15 protein-coding genes are annotated in these 15136 nt (G+C 56.6%); 2 read left to right on the forward strand and 13 right to left on the reverse strand.

Features of this window, described 5'->3' with window-relative positions; genetic code table 11:
• Window positions 1–20: 20 nt before the first annotated feature.
• Together KGA83_RS07620 and KGA83_RS07625 are read left to right on the forward strand one after the other, a co-directional pair.
• On the forward strand, window positions 21–1325 hold the full coding sequence (locus KGA83_RS07620) for an MFS transporter (RefSeq protein WP_223529354.1): 1305 nt from the start codon (window positions 21–23) through the stop codon (window positions 1323–1325).
• A gap of 44 nt (window positions 1326–1369) precedes the next feature.
• A complete protein-coding gene (locus KGA83_RS07625) occupies window positions 1370–2548 on the forward strand; it encodes a spermidine synthase (protein ID WP_223529357.1) in 1179 nt (392 codons plus the stop codon).
• A gap of 124 nt (window positions 2549–2672) precedes the next feature.
• On the opposite strand, the gene glmS is transcribed toward KGA83_RS07625, so the two are convergent.
• The 13 genes from glmS to KGA83_RS07690 all read right to left on the reverse strand — a co-directional run bounded on the left by glmS (window position 2673) and on the right by KGA83_RS07690 (window position 15134).
• The gene (gene glmS / locus KGA83_RS07630) at window positions 2673–4505 is read right to left on the reverse strand and encodes a glutamine--fructose-6-phosphate transaminase (isomerizing) (protein ID WP_108218804.1); all 1833 of its coding nucleotides are present in this window, start codon (window positions 4503–4505) and stop codon (window positions 2673–2675) included.
• A gap of 1 nt (window position 4506) precedes the next feature.
• Complete coding sequence (locus KGA83_RS07635; RefSeq protein ID WP_108218803.1) at window positions 4507–5283, reverse strand: DeoR family transcriptional regulator; 777 nt, start codon at window positions 5281–5283, stop codon at window positions 4507–4509.
• Window positions 5284–5512: 229 nt separating this feature from the next.
• Entirely contained in the window at window positions 5513–6880 is a 1368-nt protein-coding gene (gene glmU, locus KGA83_RS07640) for a bifunctional UDP-N-acetylglucosamine diphosphorylase/glucosamine-1-phosphate N-acetyltransferase GlmU (protein WP_108218802.1), read from the reverse strand.
• Between the two features lie 114 nt (window positions 6881–6994).
• Window positions 6995–7420, reverse strand: coding sequence for a F0F1 ATP synthase subunit epsilon (locus KGA83_RS07645; protein ID WP_007985046.1), 426 nt, complete (start codon window positions 7418–7420; stop codon window positions 6995–6997).
• A gap of 45 nt (window positions 7421–7465) precedes the next feature.
• Window positions 7466–8845, reverse strand: coding sequence for a F0F1 ATP synthase subunit beta (gene atpD, locus KGA83_RS07650; RefSeq protein ID WP_108218801.1), 1380 nt, complete (start codon window positions 8843–8845; stop codon window positions 7466–7468).
• Between the two features lie 27 nt (window positions 8846–8872).
• The gene (atpG, locus tag KGA83_RS07655) at window positions 8873–9733 is read right to left on the reverse strand and encodes a F0F1 ATP synthase subunit gamma (RefSeq protein WP_007934344.1); all 861 of its coding nucleotides are present in this window, start codon (window positions 9731–9733) and stop codon (window positions 8873–8875) included.
• A gap of 50 nt (window positions 9734–9783) precedes the next feature.
• A complete protein-coding gene (gene atpA, locus KGA83_RS07660) occupies window positions 9784–11328 on the reverse strand; it encodes a F0F1 ATP synthase subunit alpha (protein WP_108218800.1) in 1545 nt (514 codons plus the stop codon).
• Between the two features lie 21 nt (window positions 11329–11349).
• Window positions 11350–11886: a F0F1 ATP synthase subunit delta gene (locus KGA83_RS07665; protein WP_108218799.1), complete on the reverse strand. Its 537-nt coding sequence runs from the start codon at window positions 11884–11886 to the stop codon at window positions 11350–11352.
• Window positions 11887–11898: 12 nt separating this feature from the next.
• Window positions 11899–12369 carry a F0F1 ATP synthase subunit B gene (locus KGA83_RS07670; protein WP_108218798.1) on the reverse strand — a complete coding sequence of 157 codons (471 nt, stop codon included), beginning with the start codon at window positions 12367–12369 and terminating at the stop codon, window positions 11899–11901.
• Between the two features lie 58 nt (window positions 12370–12427).
• On the reverse strand, window positions 12428–12685 hold the full coding sequence (atpE, locus tag KGA83_RS07675; protein WP_003097235.1) for a F0F1 ATP synthase subunit C: 258 nt from the start codon (window positions 12683–12685) through the stop codon (window positions 12428–12430).
• Window positions 12686–12819: 134 nt separating this feature from the next.
• Entirely contained in the window at window positions 12820–13689 is an 870-nt protein-coding gene (gene atpB / locus KGA83_RS07680) for a F0F1 ATP synthase subunit A (protein ID WP_108218797.1), read from the reverse strand.
• A 16-nt stretch (window positions 13690–13705) separates the two neighbouring features.
• Window positions 13706–14113, reverse strand: coding sequence for a F0F1 ATP synthase subunit I (locus KGA83_RS07685; protein WP_108218796.1), 408 nt, complete (start codon window positions 14111–14113; stop codon window positions 13706–13708).
• A gap of 148 nt (window positions 14114–14261) precedes the next feature.
• Window positions 14262–15134, reverse strand: a complete 873-nt coding sequence (locus KGA83_RS07690; protein ID WP_108218795.1) for a ParB/RepB/Spo0J family partition protein — start codon at window positions 15132–15134, stop codon at window positions 14262–14264.
• Window positions 15135–15136: the final 2 nt, after the last annotated feature.

The following is a 15136-nucleotide window of genomic DNA, read 5'->3' on the forward strand; positions in this document are numbered from 1 at the left end:
TCCGGATCAAAGGTACGTCAATGAGCGCAAAGTTTGCAGGTGTTAAGTGGAGTTTACCCGACATCGACCGACGTCTACTGAAAGTGCAATTCAGTTTTTTTCTGATGGTTTTGGGTGGACGTTGCAATCAACTGGCAGTGGCTTGGTGGGCTCTGCAAGAAACAGGCTCTGCGCTCTATTTTGCCAACATGATTGCCTGTTCCATCGCGGCGGAGGTGTTAGCCAAACCTTTGCTGGGATGGCTAGGCGATAAGTACAACAAAATACTCATCATCAAACTAACCTCATGGATCAGCTTTCTCACAGTGTTATTGATGGTTCTGTTGTCTGCCACGGGGACATTCAACCCTTGGACGGTTGGCGCCCTGATGATGCTCAGCAGTGCGATCGTCGGCGTGCGCGACCCTCTCCAGGCGTCGATTATTCCTTTGTTTACAGATGACGATAAAGTCTCCTTGGCCTTTCGTACCAAAAGTGTGATGTCGTCTTTTTCTATTCTTCTGGGGCCGGTACTGGCCAGTGGGTTGATTTACGAGTTCGGTATCACTATCGCTTTTGTCACCGATTTTTTTGCAATTCTCATCGCAGGGGCATTGATTGCAACCATCCCGAGCCACATCGGTGCGGTTGACCCATGCGAAAAAACACCACGTGCAAGTGGCTTCAGCATGATCTATTCAGGCTTCAAGGTGGTTTATGGCGTGAAAGTCGAATTTTACTTGGCCATTATTGCGATGCTGATCAATTTCGCGCTGTTTCCATTTTTCACTATCTTGATCCCACTGTACGTAAAGGACGTTATCCAATATCCGGTCACTTACATTGGCCTTCTGGATTCGTGCTTCGGACTGGGCATTTTGGCAGGAAGTTACAAAATCATCGGGTGGTTATCCGAACGGGTCCCCCGTGACATGTGCGTCTCCGCAGGTTTTGCACTACTGGGAGGCAACCTTGTGGTGGTTGGCACTATTTCATCGTCGTTCATCGTACCAGCGGCCTTTTTCTGCGGCGGCATCGGCCTGATGTTAATCAATATTCCTACCTCTGCGGTGAGATTGCTGGCGACCCCCAAGCTCCATCGCAACCGGATTTTTGCCACGGTTTCATTTCTGTCTGCAGCGGCTAGCCCCTTGGGCAGTTTCGCGATGAACGCCCTGATCACCTACTTGGGAGTCCCCCTGACAATTACGCTGCTAGGCGTCATGGTGTTGGTGTTATCACTGCTGGTCCTTCTAGTACCGGACTTTAAACTTTTCATGCGCTCCCAAGATACGCAACTCAATAATGCATATCTGGACAAATACCCAAACGCGTTTGCGCACTAACGTGCGTCGCCGTACTCCTGCCCTTTCAAACGGAGTGGCCTTACATGATGCCGGAGCTCAAGGATCGTCTTGGATCTGCTCGACACGAACAGATCTTCTGCGGTCAATATTATGATGACATGGGCTGTATCGGTTTTCTGGGGGATCCAGCTAAGAATCGCATCTCGGTTCTGATGCTAGGACTTTCAGACGGTGTAGGACTGGCACCGATCGCAGCCAGCACCAGGGTGGCCAGTCTAATGGCTATTGATCTGGACGAGACAGCACTGGTGCGCAGCCTCGAAAATCGGAACCGAATGGCAGCGCATATCGACTTTGACAGCGAGATCGCCGATGCCGAGCAATTCCTAGTCGTCAACCCCGACCGTTACGACGTCATTATTGTCGACCTTTACACTCAGTACGGTTATGCCCCGATCGTGTTTGAACACGACTTCCATCAACTATTGAAGAGCCGCCTCAATCCCCTTGGTCACGTGGTGTTCAATGGTTTTGGCGTCCCAATGAACCTGGCCCCACTTAACGGTTCTACGCCCCAAGCTTGGCTCGCCCACTGCCTAAACAATAGCTGGGGCGACGTTCATTACCTGCCCCACCGACGCAATGCAACGTTCATTATTGGACCGCCGCCATCAACTAAACTGGACACCGTACTTGCCGTGGAGTCGTTATGCGCCAGTGACCGACTTTTTATGGACATCATGAGTCTTCGTCTGCGCTATTTGGTGCCTACTGTTATCCAGCACACACCGCCAATCCCCCCGGCACTGGATTTCGCAGGGATTGATCAAGAGGTACGAAAACGCTGGGCGGACACGTTACCAGCGTTGTCTGCGCTGCTTCCAGCCTCGTTGAAACTAAGCAAACCCGACGATCTTCGCTCGATACTGGATAACCCCGAAGCTTGCCAAGCGCTGCAAGAGCGATTAGTGAAAGAAAAGTCTTCGCTGCGTATTACGCTCGCATTGCTGATCGCCGGCGAAGTTAACTTCTCGGACCGTGATGTGTCGTGGCTACCAGATTGGGTCGTATCAACATTAGAGAACAACATAGTCATCCACCCGAGAGATTGGCTGGAAGGATTACTCCCCTACGCCTATGGCGTCATTACCCATAGGACAAGAGGGGACTTATCTAAATTGGAAGGTTTTCGACGGGCCCTAGCACGATTATCACTCAGTGTATTTCTCACACCCACGACAACAAAATCCACGTCAAGATAGTTCAACTGTCGAATGTGAAAAGACTGAGCTGTGACGGGGCGAGCTTGTCGCCCCGTCAACCACATTAAGCTGATGATCTCAAAAAACTTTTAATCAAAAACAGCTTAAATCACCTGTGGATAACTTATTCCACAGTTACCGACTTCGCCAAATTGCGCGGCTGGTCAACGTCGGTGCCTTTGAGTACGGCGACGTAGTACGACAGCAGTTGCAGCGGGATGGTGTAGAGAATCGGCGACAGGATGTCGTGGATGTGTGGCATGTGCACCACGTGGGTGCCTTCACCGTTGGTCATGCCGGCCTTCTCGTCTGCGAAGACGATCAACTGGCCACCGCGGGCGCGAACTTCCTGGAGGTTGGACTTCAACTTCTCCAGCAGTTCGTTGTTCGGCGCCACGGTCACCACTGGCATGTCGTTATCCACAAGCGCCAACGGGCCGTGTTTCAGCTCGCCGGCCGGATAGGCTTCAGCGTGGATGTAGGAGATTTCCTTGAGCTTGAGTGCCCCTTCCATCGCTACCGGGAACTGCGCGCCACGGCCGAGGAACAGCGTGTGGTGTTTCTCGGCGAACAGCTCGGAGATTTTTTCCACGGTGCTGTCCATGGCCAGCGCTTCGCCCAGACGGGTCGGCAAACGACGCAGTTCTTCGACCAGCGTCGCTTCGACGCCTTTGGCCAAGGTGCCACGAACCTGGCCCAGGGAAAGCGTCAGCAACAACAGGCCAACCAATTGCGTGGTGAAGGCTTTGGTCGAAGCCACACCGATTTCGCGACCGGCCTGGGTCAACAGGGTCAGATCGGATTCACGCACCAGCGAGCTGATACCGACGTTGCAGATCGCCAGGCTGGCGAGGAAGCCCAGCTCCTTGGCGTTGCGCAGCGCGGCCAGGGTGTCGGCGGTTTCGCCGGACTGGGAAATGGTCACGAACAAGGTGTCCGGCTGCACCACCACCTTGCGGTAACGGAATTCGCTGGCGACTTCGACCTGGCAAGGAATGCCGGCCAGCTCTTCGAGCCAGTAACGCGCGACCATGCCGGCGTGGTAGCTGGTGCCACACGCGACGATCTGTACGTTACGCACTTTGGCGAACAGCTCGGCCGCCTGTGGGCCGAATGCCTGTACCAGTACCTGGTTCTGGCTCAGGCGACCTTCCAGGGTGCGCTGCACCACGGACGGTTGCTCGTGGATTTCCTTGAGCATGAAGTGACGGAACTCGCCCTTTTCAGCGGCTTCGGCACCGTCACGATACTGCACGGATTCGCGCTCGACAGCCTGGCCGTCAACGTCCCAGATCTGCACGCTGTCGCGGCGGATTTCGGCGATGTCGCCTTCTTCCAGGTACATGAAGCGGTCGGTGACCTGACGCAGGGCCAACTGGTCGGACGCCAGGAAGTTTTCCCCCAGGCCCAGGCCGATCACCAACGGGCTGCCGCTGCGGGCTGCGACCAGGCGATCCGGTTGCTGCGCGCTGATCACTGCCAGGCCGTAAGCACCGTGCAACTCTTTGACGGTTGCCTTGAGGGCCACAGTCAGATCGCGCAGATCCTTGAGTTTGTGGTTCAGCAGGTGGGAGATGACTTCAGTGTCGGTGTCCGAAGTGAACACATAGCCCAGGGCTTTGAGTTGTTCACGCAGGGCTTCGTGGTTTTCGATGATGCCGTTGTGCACCACCGCCAGGTCACCGGAGAAATGCGGGTGAGCATTACGCTCGCACGGTGCACCGTGGGTGGCCCAGCGGGTGTGGGCGATGCCCAGACGACCGACCAGCGGCTCGGTGGCCAATGCCTGCTCCAGCTCACTGACCTTGCCCGGGCGACGCAGGCGCTCGAGTTTTTCATCGTTGGTGTAGACCGCCACGCCAGCGCTGTCATACCCACGGTATTCGAGGCGCTTCAGGCCTTCGACGAGGATGGCGGTGATGTTACGTTCTGCGACTGCGCCGACAATTCCACACATGCTATTTCTCCTGACTGACAGCCGCGCAAATCAAATTGATGCCGCGGGCCTGAATCTGATCGCGAGCCTCAAGCGGCAGGCGTTCATCCGTAATTAGGGTATGGACACTGCTCCAGGGCAGCTCCAGGTTGGGAATCTTGCGGCCGATCTTGTCGGCCTCCACCATCACGACCACTTCGCGGGCGACTTCGGCCATGACCCGGCTCAGTCCGAGCAGTTCGTTGAAGGTGGTTGTACCGCGAACCAGATCGATGCCATCAGCGCCGATGAACAGCTGGTCGAAGTCGTAGGAGCGTAGTACCTGCTCGGCAACCTGCCCCTGAAAGGACTCGGAATGCGGGTCCCAGGTGCCACCAGTCATCAACAGCACCGGTTCGTGCTCAAGTTCGCTCAGGGCATTGGCGACATGCAGCGAGTTGGTCATTACCACCAGACCGGGTTGCTGTCCGAGTTCCGGGATCATGGCGGCGGTAGTACTGCCACTGTCGATAATGATGCGCGCATGCTCGCGAATCCGCGCGACGGCGGCACGGGCGATGGCTTGCTTGTATATGGAAACCGGCTGACCAAGGTCTGCGACCAGCTCCTGAGGCATGGTGATCGCCCCGCCGTAACGACGCAGCAACAGACCATTGCTTTCAAGTGCTGCCAGATCCTTGCGAATCGTAACTTCCGACGTTTCGAAGCGCTTGGCCAACTCGTCCACACTGACTTCGCCCTGCTCATTGAGCAAGGCGAGGATGTTGTGGCGACGCTGAGGTGTGTTGCGCTTCGACATGAGCTGATAAGTTTCGTTTCGAAAGATAGCGGAAGCAATCAAAACCTATCAGCGAAACTTCGTCAAGCGCCATGCGATAAAAAGAGCTGTGGATAACTTGTAGGAGCGAGCTTGCTCGCGATGGGCGTGAACGATGATGCATTCTTTCTGGAAAAATGCGCCGCTCTCAAATTCATCGTCGGAACGCCGCCCGGAGCAAGCTCGCTCCTACAAGGGAGTTGTGGATAACTCAGCTCTTCTTGATCTTCTCCGGCCGCTTCCAGCCGTCGATGTTCTTCTGGCGAGCACGTCCGATGGCCAACTGGGATTTATCCACAGTCGAGGTGATAGTCGAACCGGCCGCTGTCGTTGCACCGGCAAGGATATCCACAGGCGCCACCAACGAGTTGTTGGAACCGATGAACACATCTTCGCCCAACACGGTTTTCCACTTGTTGGCGCCATCGTAGTTGCAGGTGATGGTGCCAGCACCGATGTTGGAGCGCGCGCCCACCTCGGCATCGCCCAGATAAGACAGGTGACCGGCCTTGGCGCCTTCGCCCAGGTGAGCGTTTTTCAGCTCGACGAAGTTACCCACATGCGCGCGGGCTTCCAGCACGGTGCCTGGACGCAGACGGGCGAACGGGCCGGCATCGCTGCCTTCACCCAGAATGGCACCCTCGATATGGCTGTTGGCCTTGATGATCACGCCTTTGCGCAGGGTGCTGTCCTTGATCACGCAGTTCGGGCCGATCACCACATCGTCTTCGATGACGACCTTGCCTTCGAGGATCACGTTGATATCGATCAGCACGTCGCGGCCAACGGTGACTTCGCCGCGTACATCGAAACGTGCCGGGTCGCGCAGGGTCACACCTTGGGCCATCAAACGACGGCCGGCGCGCAGTTGATAGTGACGCTCGAGTTCGGAAAGCTGCTTGCGGTCGTTGGCGCCCTGCACTTCCATGGCGTCGTGGGGTTGTTCGGTAGCCACTACCAGACCATCGTTGACCGCCATTTCGATCACGTCAGTCAGGTAATACTCACCCTGAACATTGTTGTTCGACAGGCGGCTCGTCCAGTCGGCCAAGCGATCGGCAGGAACAGCGAGGATGCCGGTGTTGCCTTCGCGGATCGCGCGTTGCGCTTCGTTGGCATCCTTGTGTTCAACGATGGCAGCGACTTTACCGTCAACGTCACGCACGATGCGGCCATAACCGGTCGCATCGTCGAGTTCGACAGTCAGCAGGCCCATCTGTCCTGGCACTACCTGAGTCAGCAGGCGTTGCAGGGTTTCCACTTCAATCAACGGCACGTCACCGTAAAGAACCAGCACGGTGTCGGATTTGATGAAAGGAACAGCCTGGGCCACGGCATGCCCGGTGCCCAGTTGCTTGTCCTGCAGGACGAAGTTCAGGTCGTCAGCGGCCAGACGTTCGCGCACGGCGTCGGCACCATGACCAATCACGACATGGATGCGCTGTGGATCAAGTTGCCGGGCGCTGTGGATAACATGGCCGAGCATCGAATTGCCGGCAATCGGGTGCAAGACTTTCGGCAAGGCAGAACGCATGCGCGTGCCTTGGCCAGCAGCGAGAATAACGATTTCAAGGGACATGACTGGCTACCAATCCAGGGTGGTCAGCGACTGCGACCAAGGTTATAAAATGTCGAAAAAGAAAAAGGGTAGCCGAGGCTACCCTTTTTTATCAATCACACAACAAGCGCTGCCTTAATGGCCGAACTTCTTGCGGATCTGCTGGACGGTGCGCAGCTGAGCTGCAGCCTCGGCCAGTCGAGCAGCAGCAGAACCGTAATCGAATTCCGCGCCTCGCTCATGCAGGGCTTTCTCGGCAGCCTTAACGGCTTCCAAAGCTGCGGCTTCGTCCAGGTCGGCAGCACGTTGCACGGTGTCGGCAAGAACCTTGACCATGTTCGGCTGAACCTCGAGGAAACCACCGGAGATGTAATACACCTCCTCTTCCCCGCCCTGCTTGACCAGGCGGATCGGACCTGGCTTCAGATTAGTGATCAGCGGCGCGTGACCCAGGGCGATACCAAGATCACCCAGTGCACCGTGCGCAATCACCATCTCGACCAGACCGGAAAAGATTTCTCCTTCCGCGCTGACGATATCGCAATGGACTGTCATAGCCATCTGATTGCCTCAACCTAAATTAGCGCCCGTTGCCGGGCGCCGGGATTACAGTTTCTTGGCTTTCTCGATCGCTTCTTCGATGCCGCCAACCATGTAGAACGCTTGTTCTGGCAGGTGGTCGTAGTCACCGTTGAGGATGCCTTTGAAGCCAGCAATGGTGTCTTTCAGGGAAACGTATTTACCCGATGCACCGGTGAAGACTTCAGCCACGAAGAACGGCTGCGACAAGAAGCGCTGGATCTTACGAGCACGGTTTACCAACTGCTTGTCGGCTTCCGACAGCTCGTCCATACCCAGGATCGCAATGATGTCCTTCAGTTCTTTGTAACGCTGCAGAACGTACTGAACGCCGCGAGCGGTGTCGTAGTGGTCCTGGCCGATTACGTTCGGGTCCAGCTGGCGCGAAGTCGAGTCGAGTGGATCGACCGCCGGGTAGATACCCAGGGAAGCGATGTCACGGGACAGAACGACGGTAGCGTCCAAGTGGGCGAAGGTGGTCGCTGGCGACGGGTCGGTCAAGTCGTCCGCAGGTACGTATACCGCTTGGATCGAAGTGATCGAACCTTCCTTGGTCGAAGTGATACGTTCTTGCAGAACGCCCATCTCTTCAGCCAGGGTCGGCTGGTAACCTACTGCAGAAGGCATACGGCCCAGCAGTGCGGATACTTCAGTACCGGCCAGGGTGTAACGATAGATGTTGTCGACGAACAGCAGAACGTCGTTACCTTCGTCACGGAACTTCTCGGCCATGGTCAGGCCGGTCAGTGCTACGCGCAGACGGTTACCCGGCGGCTCGTTCATCTGACCGTAAACCAGTGCCACTTTGTCCAGAACGTTGGAGTCCTTCATCTCGTGGTAGAAGTCGTTACCCTCACGAGTACGCTCACCCACACCGGCGAACACGGAATAACCGCTATGCTCGATGGCGATGTTACGGATCAGTTCCATCATGTTTACGGTTTTGCCTACGCCGGCACCACCGAACAGACCGACTTTACCGCCTTTGGCGAACGGGCAAACCAGGTCGATAACCTTGATGCCGGTTTCCAGCAGGTCGTTGCCGCCTGCCTGTTCAGCGAACGAAGGCGCTGGACGGTGAATGCCCCAACGCTCTTCGGTGTCGATCGGACCAGCTTCGTCGATCGGGTTACCGAGGACGTCCATGATCCGGCCCAGGGTCGCTTTACCGACCGGTACGGAGATGGCTGCGCCAGAGTCGACAACGTCCAGACCGCGCTTCAAGCCTTCGGTGGAACCCATCGCAATGGTACGAACCACGCCGTCGCCCAGCTGTTGCTGAACTTCCAGGGTGGTCCCGGCCGCGCTCTGTACAGTCAGCGCGTTGTAGATGCTCGGTACGCTGTCGCGTGGAAATTCCACGTCGATAACGGCGCCGATGATTTGAACGATACGTCCGCTACTCATAGCTGGATCCTCTGAATATTTGAACCGTTAAACCGCGGCAGCGCCGCCGACGATTTCCGAGATCTCTTGGGTGATCGCAGCCTGACGCGCCTTGTTGTAGACCAGCTGCAAATCGCTGATCAAATCACCGGCGTTGTCGGTAGCGTTCTTCATCGCGATCATCCGCGCAGCCTGTTCAGCCGCGTTGTTCTCGACCACCGCCTGGTAGACCTGCGACTCCACGTAACGGACCATCAAGCCGTCAAGCAGCTCTTTGGCGTCCGGTTCGTAGAGATAGTCCCAGTGGTGCTTGAGTTCTTGATCCGGGGTTGCCACCAGTGGAATCAACTGCTCCACGGTAGGCTGTTGTGTCATGGTGTTGATGAACTTGTTGGACACCACGGACAGGCGGTCAATACGGCCGTCCAGGTAGGCATCCAGCATCACCTTGACGCTGCCGATCAGGTCATTGATCGACGGCTCTTCACCCAGGTGGCTGATAGCTGCTACGACGTTACCGCCGAAGTTGCGGAAGAAAGCCGCACCCTTGCTACCAACTACACACAGATCGATCTCGACGCCGTTTTCGCGGTTTACCGCCATGTCCTTGACCAGAGCCTTGAACAGGTTGGTGTTCAAGCCACCACACAGACCACGGTCACTGCTCACTACGACATAACCAACTCGCTTTACTTCACGGTCGATCATGAACGGGTGGCGATATTCCGGGTTAGCGTTGGCCAGATGGCCAATAACCTGGCGGATGCGCTCCGCGTAAGGACGGCTAGCAGCCATGCGCATTTGTGCCTTGCGCATTTTACTGACCGCCACTTTTTCCATGGCGCTGGTAATCTTTTGCGTGCTTTTGATGCTCGCAATCTTACTGCGAATCTCTTTTGCGCCTGCCATGTAACACCTATCAGGTTAGCAAGCGGGAGCCTTGCGGCTCCCGCTGCGGCTTACCAGGTTTGGGTGGCCTTGAACTTCTCGATACCGGCTTTCATGCCAGCGTCGATTTCGTCATTGAAGTCACCTTTCACGTTGATCTTCGCCATCAAATCGGCGTGATCGCGGTTGAAGAAAGCAATCAGCGCTTGTTCAAAGCTGCCGATCTTGGCGATTTCAACGTCAGTCAGGAACCCACGCTCAGCGGCATACAGCGACAGCGCCATGTCAGCGATCGACATTGGTGCGTATTGCTTCTGCTTCATCAGCTCGGTAACGCGCTGACCATGCTCAAGTTGCTTACGGGTCGCTTCGTCCAGGTCAGAAGCGAACTGGGCGAATGCCGCCAGTTCACGGTACTGAGCCAGAGCGGTACGGATACCACCGGACAGCTTCTTGATGATCTTGGTCTGAGCGGCACCACCCACACGGGATACCGAAACACCGGCGTTCACTGCAGGACGGATGCCCGAGTTGAACATGGCCGATTCCAGGAAGATCTGACCGTCGGTGATGGAAATCACGTTGGTCGGAACGAACGCGGAAACGTCGCCAGCCTGGGTTTCGATGATCGGCAGTGCGGTCAGGGAACCGGTTTTGCCGGTCACTGCGCCGTTGGTGAACTTCTCTACGTATTCTTCCGAAACGCGGGATGCGCGCTCCAGCAGACGGGAGTGGAGATAGAACACGTCGCCTGGGTAAGCTTCACGGCCTGGTGGACGGCGCAGCAGCAGGGAAATCTGGCGGTAAGCCACTGCTTGCTTGGACAGATCGTCATAAACGATCAGCGCGTCTTCACCGCGGTCGCGGAAGAATTCACCCATGGTGCAACCGGAGTACGGTGCCAGGAATTGCAGCGCAGGAGATTCCGAAGCACTGGCAGCCACGATGATCGTGTTGGCCAGGGCGCCGTTTTCTTCCAGCTTGCGAACCACGTTGGCGATGGTCGATTGTTTCTGACCGATGGCTACGTAGACGCAGAAAATGCCGCTGTTCTTCTGGTTGATGATCGCGTCGATCGCCAGAGCGGTTTTACCGATCTGACGGTCACCGATGATCAGCTCACGCTGGCCACGGCCGACAGGGATCATGGCATCGACAGCCTTGTAGCCAGTCTGTACAGGCTGGTCTACCGACTTACGCCAGATCACGCCTGGAGCAACTTTCTCGACCGCGTCGGTCTGGGTGTTGCCCAGTGGACCTTTGCCGTCAACCGGGTTACCCAGTGCGTCGACTACGCGACCCAGCAGTTCCTTACCAACCGGAACTTCGAGGATGCGGCCGGTGCACTTGGCGCTCATGCCTTCAGCCAGAGACTGGTAAGCGCCCAATACAACGGCACCTACGGAGTCTTGCTCCAGGTTGAGGGCCATACCGAAGACGCCGCCCGGAAACTCGATCATCTCGCCGTACATTACGTCGGCCAGACCGTGAATCCGCACGATACCGTCAGATACGCTGACGACAGTGCCTTCGTTACGGGCTTGGGAGGTCACATCGAGCTTGTCGATGCGGCCCTTGATAATTTCACTTATTTCGGAAGGATTGAGTTGCTGCATTGCTCTGCTGCCCCTTCAAACTCAAGATTTCAATGCTTCGGCCAGTTTCGCGATTTTGCCGCGAATCGAGCCATCGATAACCAGGTCGCCGGCGCGGATGACGACACCACCAATAAGGGCAGCGTCCTCCGCAACTTGCAGGCGCACTTCCCGGTTGAGTCGTGCACTGAGAACCTTGGCGAGTTTGTCTTGCTGTTCTTGGTTCAATGCAAAAGCACTGGTCACTTCAACGTCTACCGACTTCTCTTGCTCGGCCTTGTACAGGTCGAAAAGAGCGGCGATCTCCGGCAATAGCAGGAGACGGTCGTTTTCGGCAACGACATTGATGAAGTTCTGTGCCTTGGCATCAAACTTGTCGCCACACACGTCAATGAACGTGGTGGCCTTTTCTGCGCTCGTCAGTCGCGGGGCCTTGAGCACGCGCTGCAGGGTGTCGTCTTGCGACACCGCTGCAGCCAGGCCGAGCATGGCTGACCAATTGGCCAGTTGCTGGTGGGCCTGAGCGTGCTCGAAGGCCGCCTTAGCGTAAGGTCGGGCCAACGTGGTCAGTTCTGCCATGATCGCCCTCGCTTAGATTTCAGCAGCCAGTTGGTTAACCAGCTTTGCGTGCGCGTTTTGATCGATTGTGGCACCCAGGATCTTCTCGGCGCCTTCGACTGCCAGCAAGCCCACCTGGGCACGCAGCATGTCTTTGACACTGTTCAGTTCCTGTTCGATCTCGGCCTGAGCCTGAACCTTCACACGGTCAGCGTCGACACGGGCTTTTTCAACAGCCTCTTCGACAATCTGATTACCGCGTTTCTTGGCTTGCTCGATGATTTCAGCTGCCTGAGCTTTCGCTTCGCGCAGTTGCTGACCCGCTTTCTCTTGGGCCAACTCCAGGTCGCGAGCTGCTCGGCTGGCAGCGTCCAGACCATCAGCGATCTTCTTTTGACGTTCATGCAATGCCGCAATGACCGGAGGCCATACGAACTTCATGCAGAACAGTACAAAAATCAGGAACGCAACGGACTGGCCAATCAGGGTCGCATTAATGTTCACGCCAACACCTCGCAGTTACGTTGTCCATCACACCAAATTACCCGGAAGATCCGAGTAATCAGCCAGCGATTTGACCAACGAACGGGTTCGCAAAGGTGAAGAACAGAGCGATACCAACACCGATCATGGTTACGGCGTCGAGCAGACCGGCAACGATGAACATTTTAACTTGCAGCATTGGAACCATTTCTGGCTGACGCGCTGCGCCTTCCAGGAACTTGCCGCCCAGCAGGCCGAAACCAATTGCGGTACCCAGTGCGCCCAGGCCGATCAACAGTGCAACAGCGATAGCGGTTAGACCAACTACAGTTTCCATCTTTCCTCCCGACTTTTACGTCGTATGGTTTAGGTTTTTTTAATTTAAAGCGGTAAAACAAATCGTTTCAGAGGCCCCGTTAAGAGCCCCCTCCCGTTTAACGGGGAGGGACATCAGACTAGTCGAGACTGGCCTTAATGGTTTTCTTCGTGTGCCATCGACAGGTAGACGATGGTCAGCATCATGAAGATGAACGCCTGCAGGGTGATGATCAGGATGTGGAACACAGCCCACGCCCACTGCAGAACGATGCCCAGGCCACTAAGCCAGAGCAGACCGCTGCCGAACATCACAGCAATCAGAATGAAGACCAGCTCGCCGGCATACATGTTGCCGAACAGACGCAGAGCCAGGGAGATCGGCTTGGCGATCAGGGTCACGAATTCCAGCAGGAAGTTCACCGGGATCAGCAGGGCCTGAAGGAAGATGTTCTTGCTGCCGAACGGGTGCAGGGTCAGCTCGCCGATGAAGCCGCCGAGGCCCTTGATCTTGATGCTGTAGAAAATGATCAGCGCGAACACCGTGAAGGCCATGGCCAGGGTCGCGTTCGGGTCGGTGGTCGACACGGCGCGGAACGGGATGTGGTGGTCGCCGGAGATCAGGATGGCCAGTTGAGGAATCCAGTCGACCGGTACCAGGTCGACGGCGTTCATCAGGAACACCCAGACGAAGATGGTCAGTGCCAGAGGTGCAATCACCGGGCTTCGGCCATGGAAGCTGTCTTTCACGCTGCCATCGACGAATTCGACCAATACTTCAACGAAGTTCTGCAAAGCACCAGGCTGACCCGAAGTCGCTTTCTTTGCCGCCATGCGGAAAAGAAGAACGAAGATCAGACCCAATGCGACCGACCAGCCGAGAGTATCGACGTGGAAAGCCCAGAAGCCCATTTCCTTGGCTTCTGCTGCGGTGTGGGCAAAGCCCCAGCCGCCGTTAGGGAGCTGACCGAAGGTCAGGTTCTGCAAGTGGTGCTGGATATAGCCCGAAGCGGTTGTTTCTGCCATGGTTGCCTCAAACGCCCTAAGGTCTCGAAAGTCTTGTTCTCATCAGCAGGGGAGCGAACCAGCTGACCAGTTGGGTCAGCACAAAGACGCCGAATACAGCCAGCGGCGCCAATGGCTTCACACCTGCGAACGTCAATGCAAAAAGCACCGCCGTCAAAATCAGTTTGCCCGCCTCGCCGGCATAAAAAGACCGGACGATGGCTTGAGCTGCCCGGGCGCCGGTAAACCGAAATGCCCTGTGAGCGAAATAAATATTGGGAAGCAAGGCTATCAGGCCTCCGCAGAGTCCCGAGTACCCGGCAACGACTCCATACCGTTGCCAGAGCGCCAAAGCGGCAATGAGCAGAACGACAAATTGAGCCATTAACACCGGAAAAACTGCCAGGCGATGGAAGGGCAGGCGGTTTGGCGTGCGGGTTTCCATCACTTTTACTCCCCAATGGTCGGCTGCCAGAATTCAATAACTTGGCATAATTTGTGCCGACAAAATGCGCGCAGAGTATAGGGGCGGTTCTGCCCCTATTCAACTGTCAGGTAGTGATTTCCGCCTTCACGCTACATGAGGAATTGTTTCAGCGGATGTGTGCAAGCACACCTTGAAGCTCATCAAGAGAGTTGTAGCCGATCACCAGTTGTCCCTTACCCTTCTTTCCGTGGCGGATCTGCACCGCAGAGCCTAGGCGCTCGGCCAGGCGTTGCTCGAGGCGGGCGATATCCGGGTCCGGTTTTGCCGCTTCAACAGGCTCCGGTTTGCCACTCAACCACTGGCGAACCAGTGCCTCGGTCTGGCGCACGGTCAGCCCGCGTGCGACAACATGTCGCGCCCCTTCAACCTGTTGAATTTCCGGCAAACCGAGCAAAGCTCGGGCATGACCCATTTCCAGGTCGCCGTGGGACAACATGGTCTTGATAACTTCCGGCAAGGAAATCAGGCGCAGCAGGTTAGCCACGGTCACCCGTGACTTGCCCACAGCTTCGGCCACCTGTTGCTGGGTCAGCTGGAACTCCTGCTGCAAACGCTGCAGGGCCACCGCTTCTTCGATCGGATTCAGGTCTTCGCGCTGGATGTTCTCGATCAGGGCGATGGCGATCGCGGTTTCATCGGGTACATCGCGAACCATCGCCGGGATGGTTTCCTTCCCGGCTTGCTGGCTGGCGCGCCAGCGGCGTTCGCCGGCAATGATCTCGAAGCGGCCGCTGCCGATCGGGCGCACCACAATGGGCTGCATGACACCCTGGGCCTTGATCGACTGCGCCAGCTCTTCGAGCGCCTGCGGATCCATGTCACGACGCGGCTGGTATTTGCCGCGCTGGAGCAGATCCAGGGGAAGGTGTTGCAGCTCACGCTGATCGGCTTGCGCCGCTTGTTCTTCCAGCGAACTGACAGTCGGACCACTCAACAGAGCATCCAGTCCACGTCCGAGACCTCGTTTCTTGACGGCCATGG

It is taken from the genome of Pseudomonas sp. GL-R-19 (assembly GCF_019956375.1).
In the GTDB taxonomy this organism is placed as follows: Bacteria; Pseudomonadota; Gammaproteobacteria; order Pseudomonadales; family Pseudomonadaceae; genus Aquipseudomonas.

Coding starts and splice junctions, on each gene's coding strand:
- atpG (WP_007934344.1), bottom strand. CDS start 9,733: ATGGCAGGCGCAAAAGAGATTCGCAGTAAGATTGCGAGCATCAAAAGC.
- atpE (WP_003097235.1), bottom strand. CDS start 12,685: ATGGAAACTGTAGTTGGTCTAACCGCTATCGCTGTTGCACTGTTGATC.
- atpD (WP_108218801.1), bottom strand. CDS start 8,845: ATGAGTAGCGGACGTATCGTTCAAATCATCGGCGCCGTTATCGACGTG.
- KGA83_RS07645 (WP_007985046.1), bottom strand. CDS start 7,420: ATGGCTATGACAGTCCATTGCGATATCGTCAGCGCGGAAGGAGAAATC.
- atpB (WP_108218797.1), bottom strand. CDS start 13,689: ATGGCAGAAACAACCGCTTCGGGCTATATCCAGCACCACTTGCAGAAC.
- KGA83_RS07665 (WP_108218799.1), bottom strand. CDS start 11,886: ATGGCAGAACTGACCACGTTGGCCCGACCTTACGCTAAGGCGGCCTTC.
- KGA83_RS07625 (WP_223529357.1), top strand. CDS start 1,370: ATGATGCCGGAGCTCAAGGATCGTCTTGGATCTGCTCGACACGAACAG.
- atpA (WP_108218800.1), bottom strand. CDS start 11,328: ATGCAGCAACTCAATCCTTCCGAAATAAGTGAAATTATCAAGGGCCGC.
- KGA83_RS07635 (WP_108218803.1), bottom strand. CDS start 5,283: ATGTCGAAGCGCAACACACCTCAGCGTCGCCACAACATCCTCGCCTTG.
- KGA83_RS07690 (WP_108218795.1), bottom strand. CDS start 15,134: ATGGCCGTCAAGAAACGAGGTCTCGGACGTGGACTGGATGCTCTGTTG.
- glmS (WP_108218804.1), bottom strand. CDS start 4,505: ATGTGTGGAATTGTCGGCGCAGTCGCAGAACGTAACATCACCGCCATC.
- glmU (WP_108218802.1), bottom strand. CDS start 6,880: ATGTCCCTTGAAATCGTTATTCTCGCTGCTGGCCAAGGCACGCGCATG.
- KGA83_RS07685 (WP_108218796.1), bottom strand. CDS start 14,113: ATGGAAACCCGCACGCCAAACCGCCTGCCCTTCCATCGCCTGGCAGTT.
- KGA83_RS07620 (WP_223529354.1), top strand. CDS start 21: ATGAGCGCAAAGTTTGCAGGTGTTAAGTGGAGTTTACCCGACATCGAC.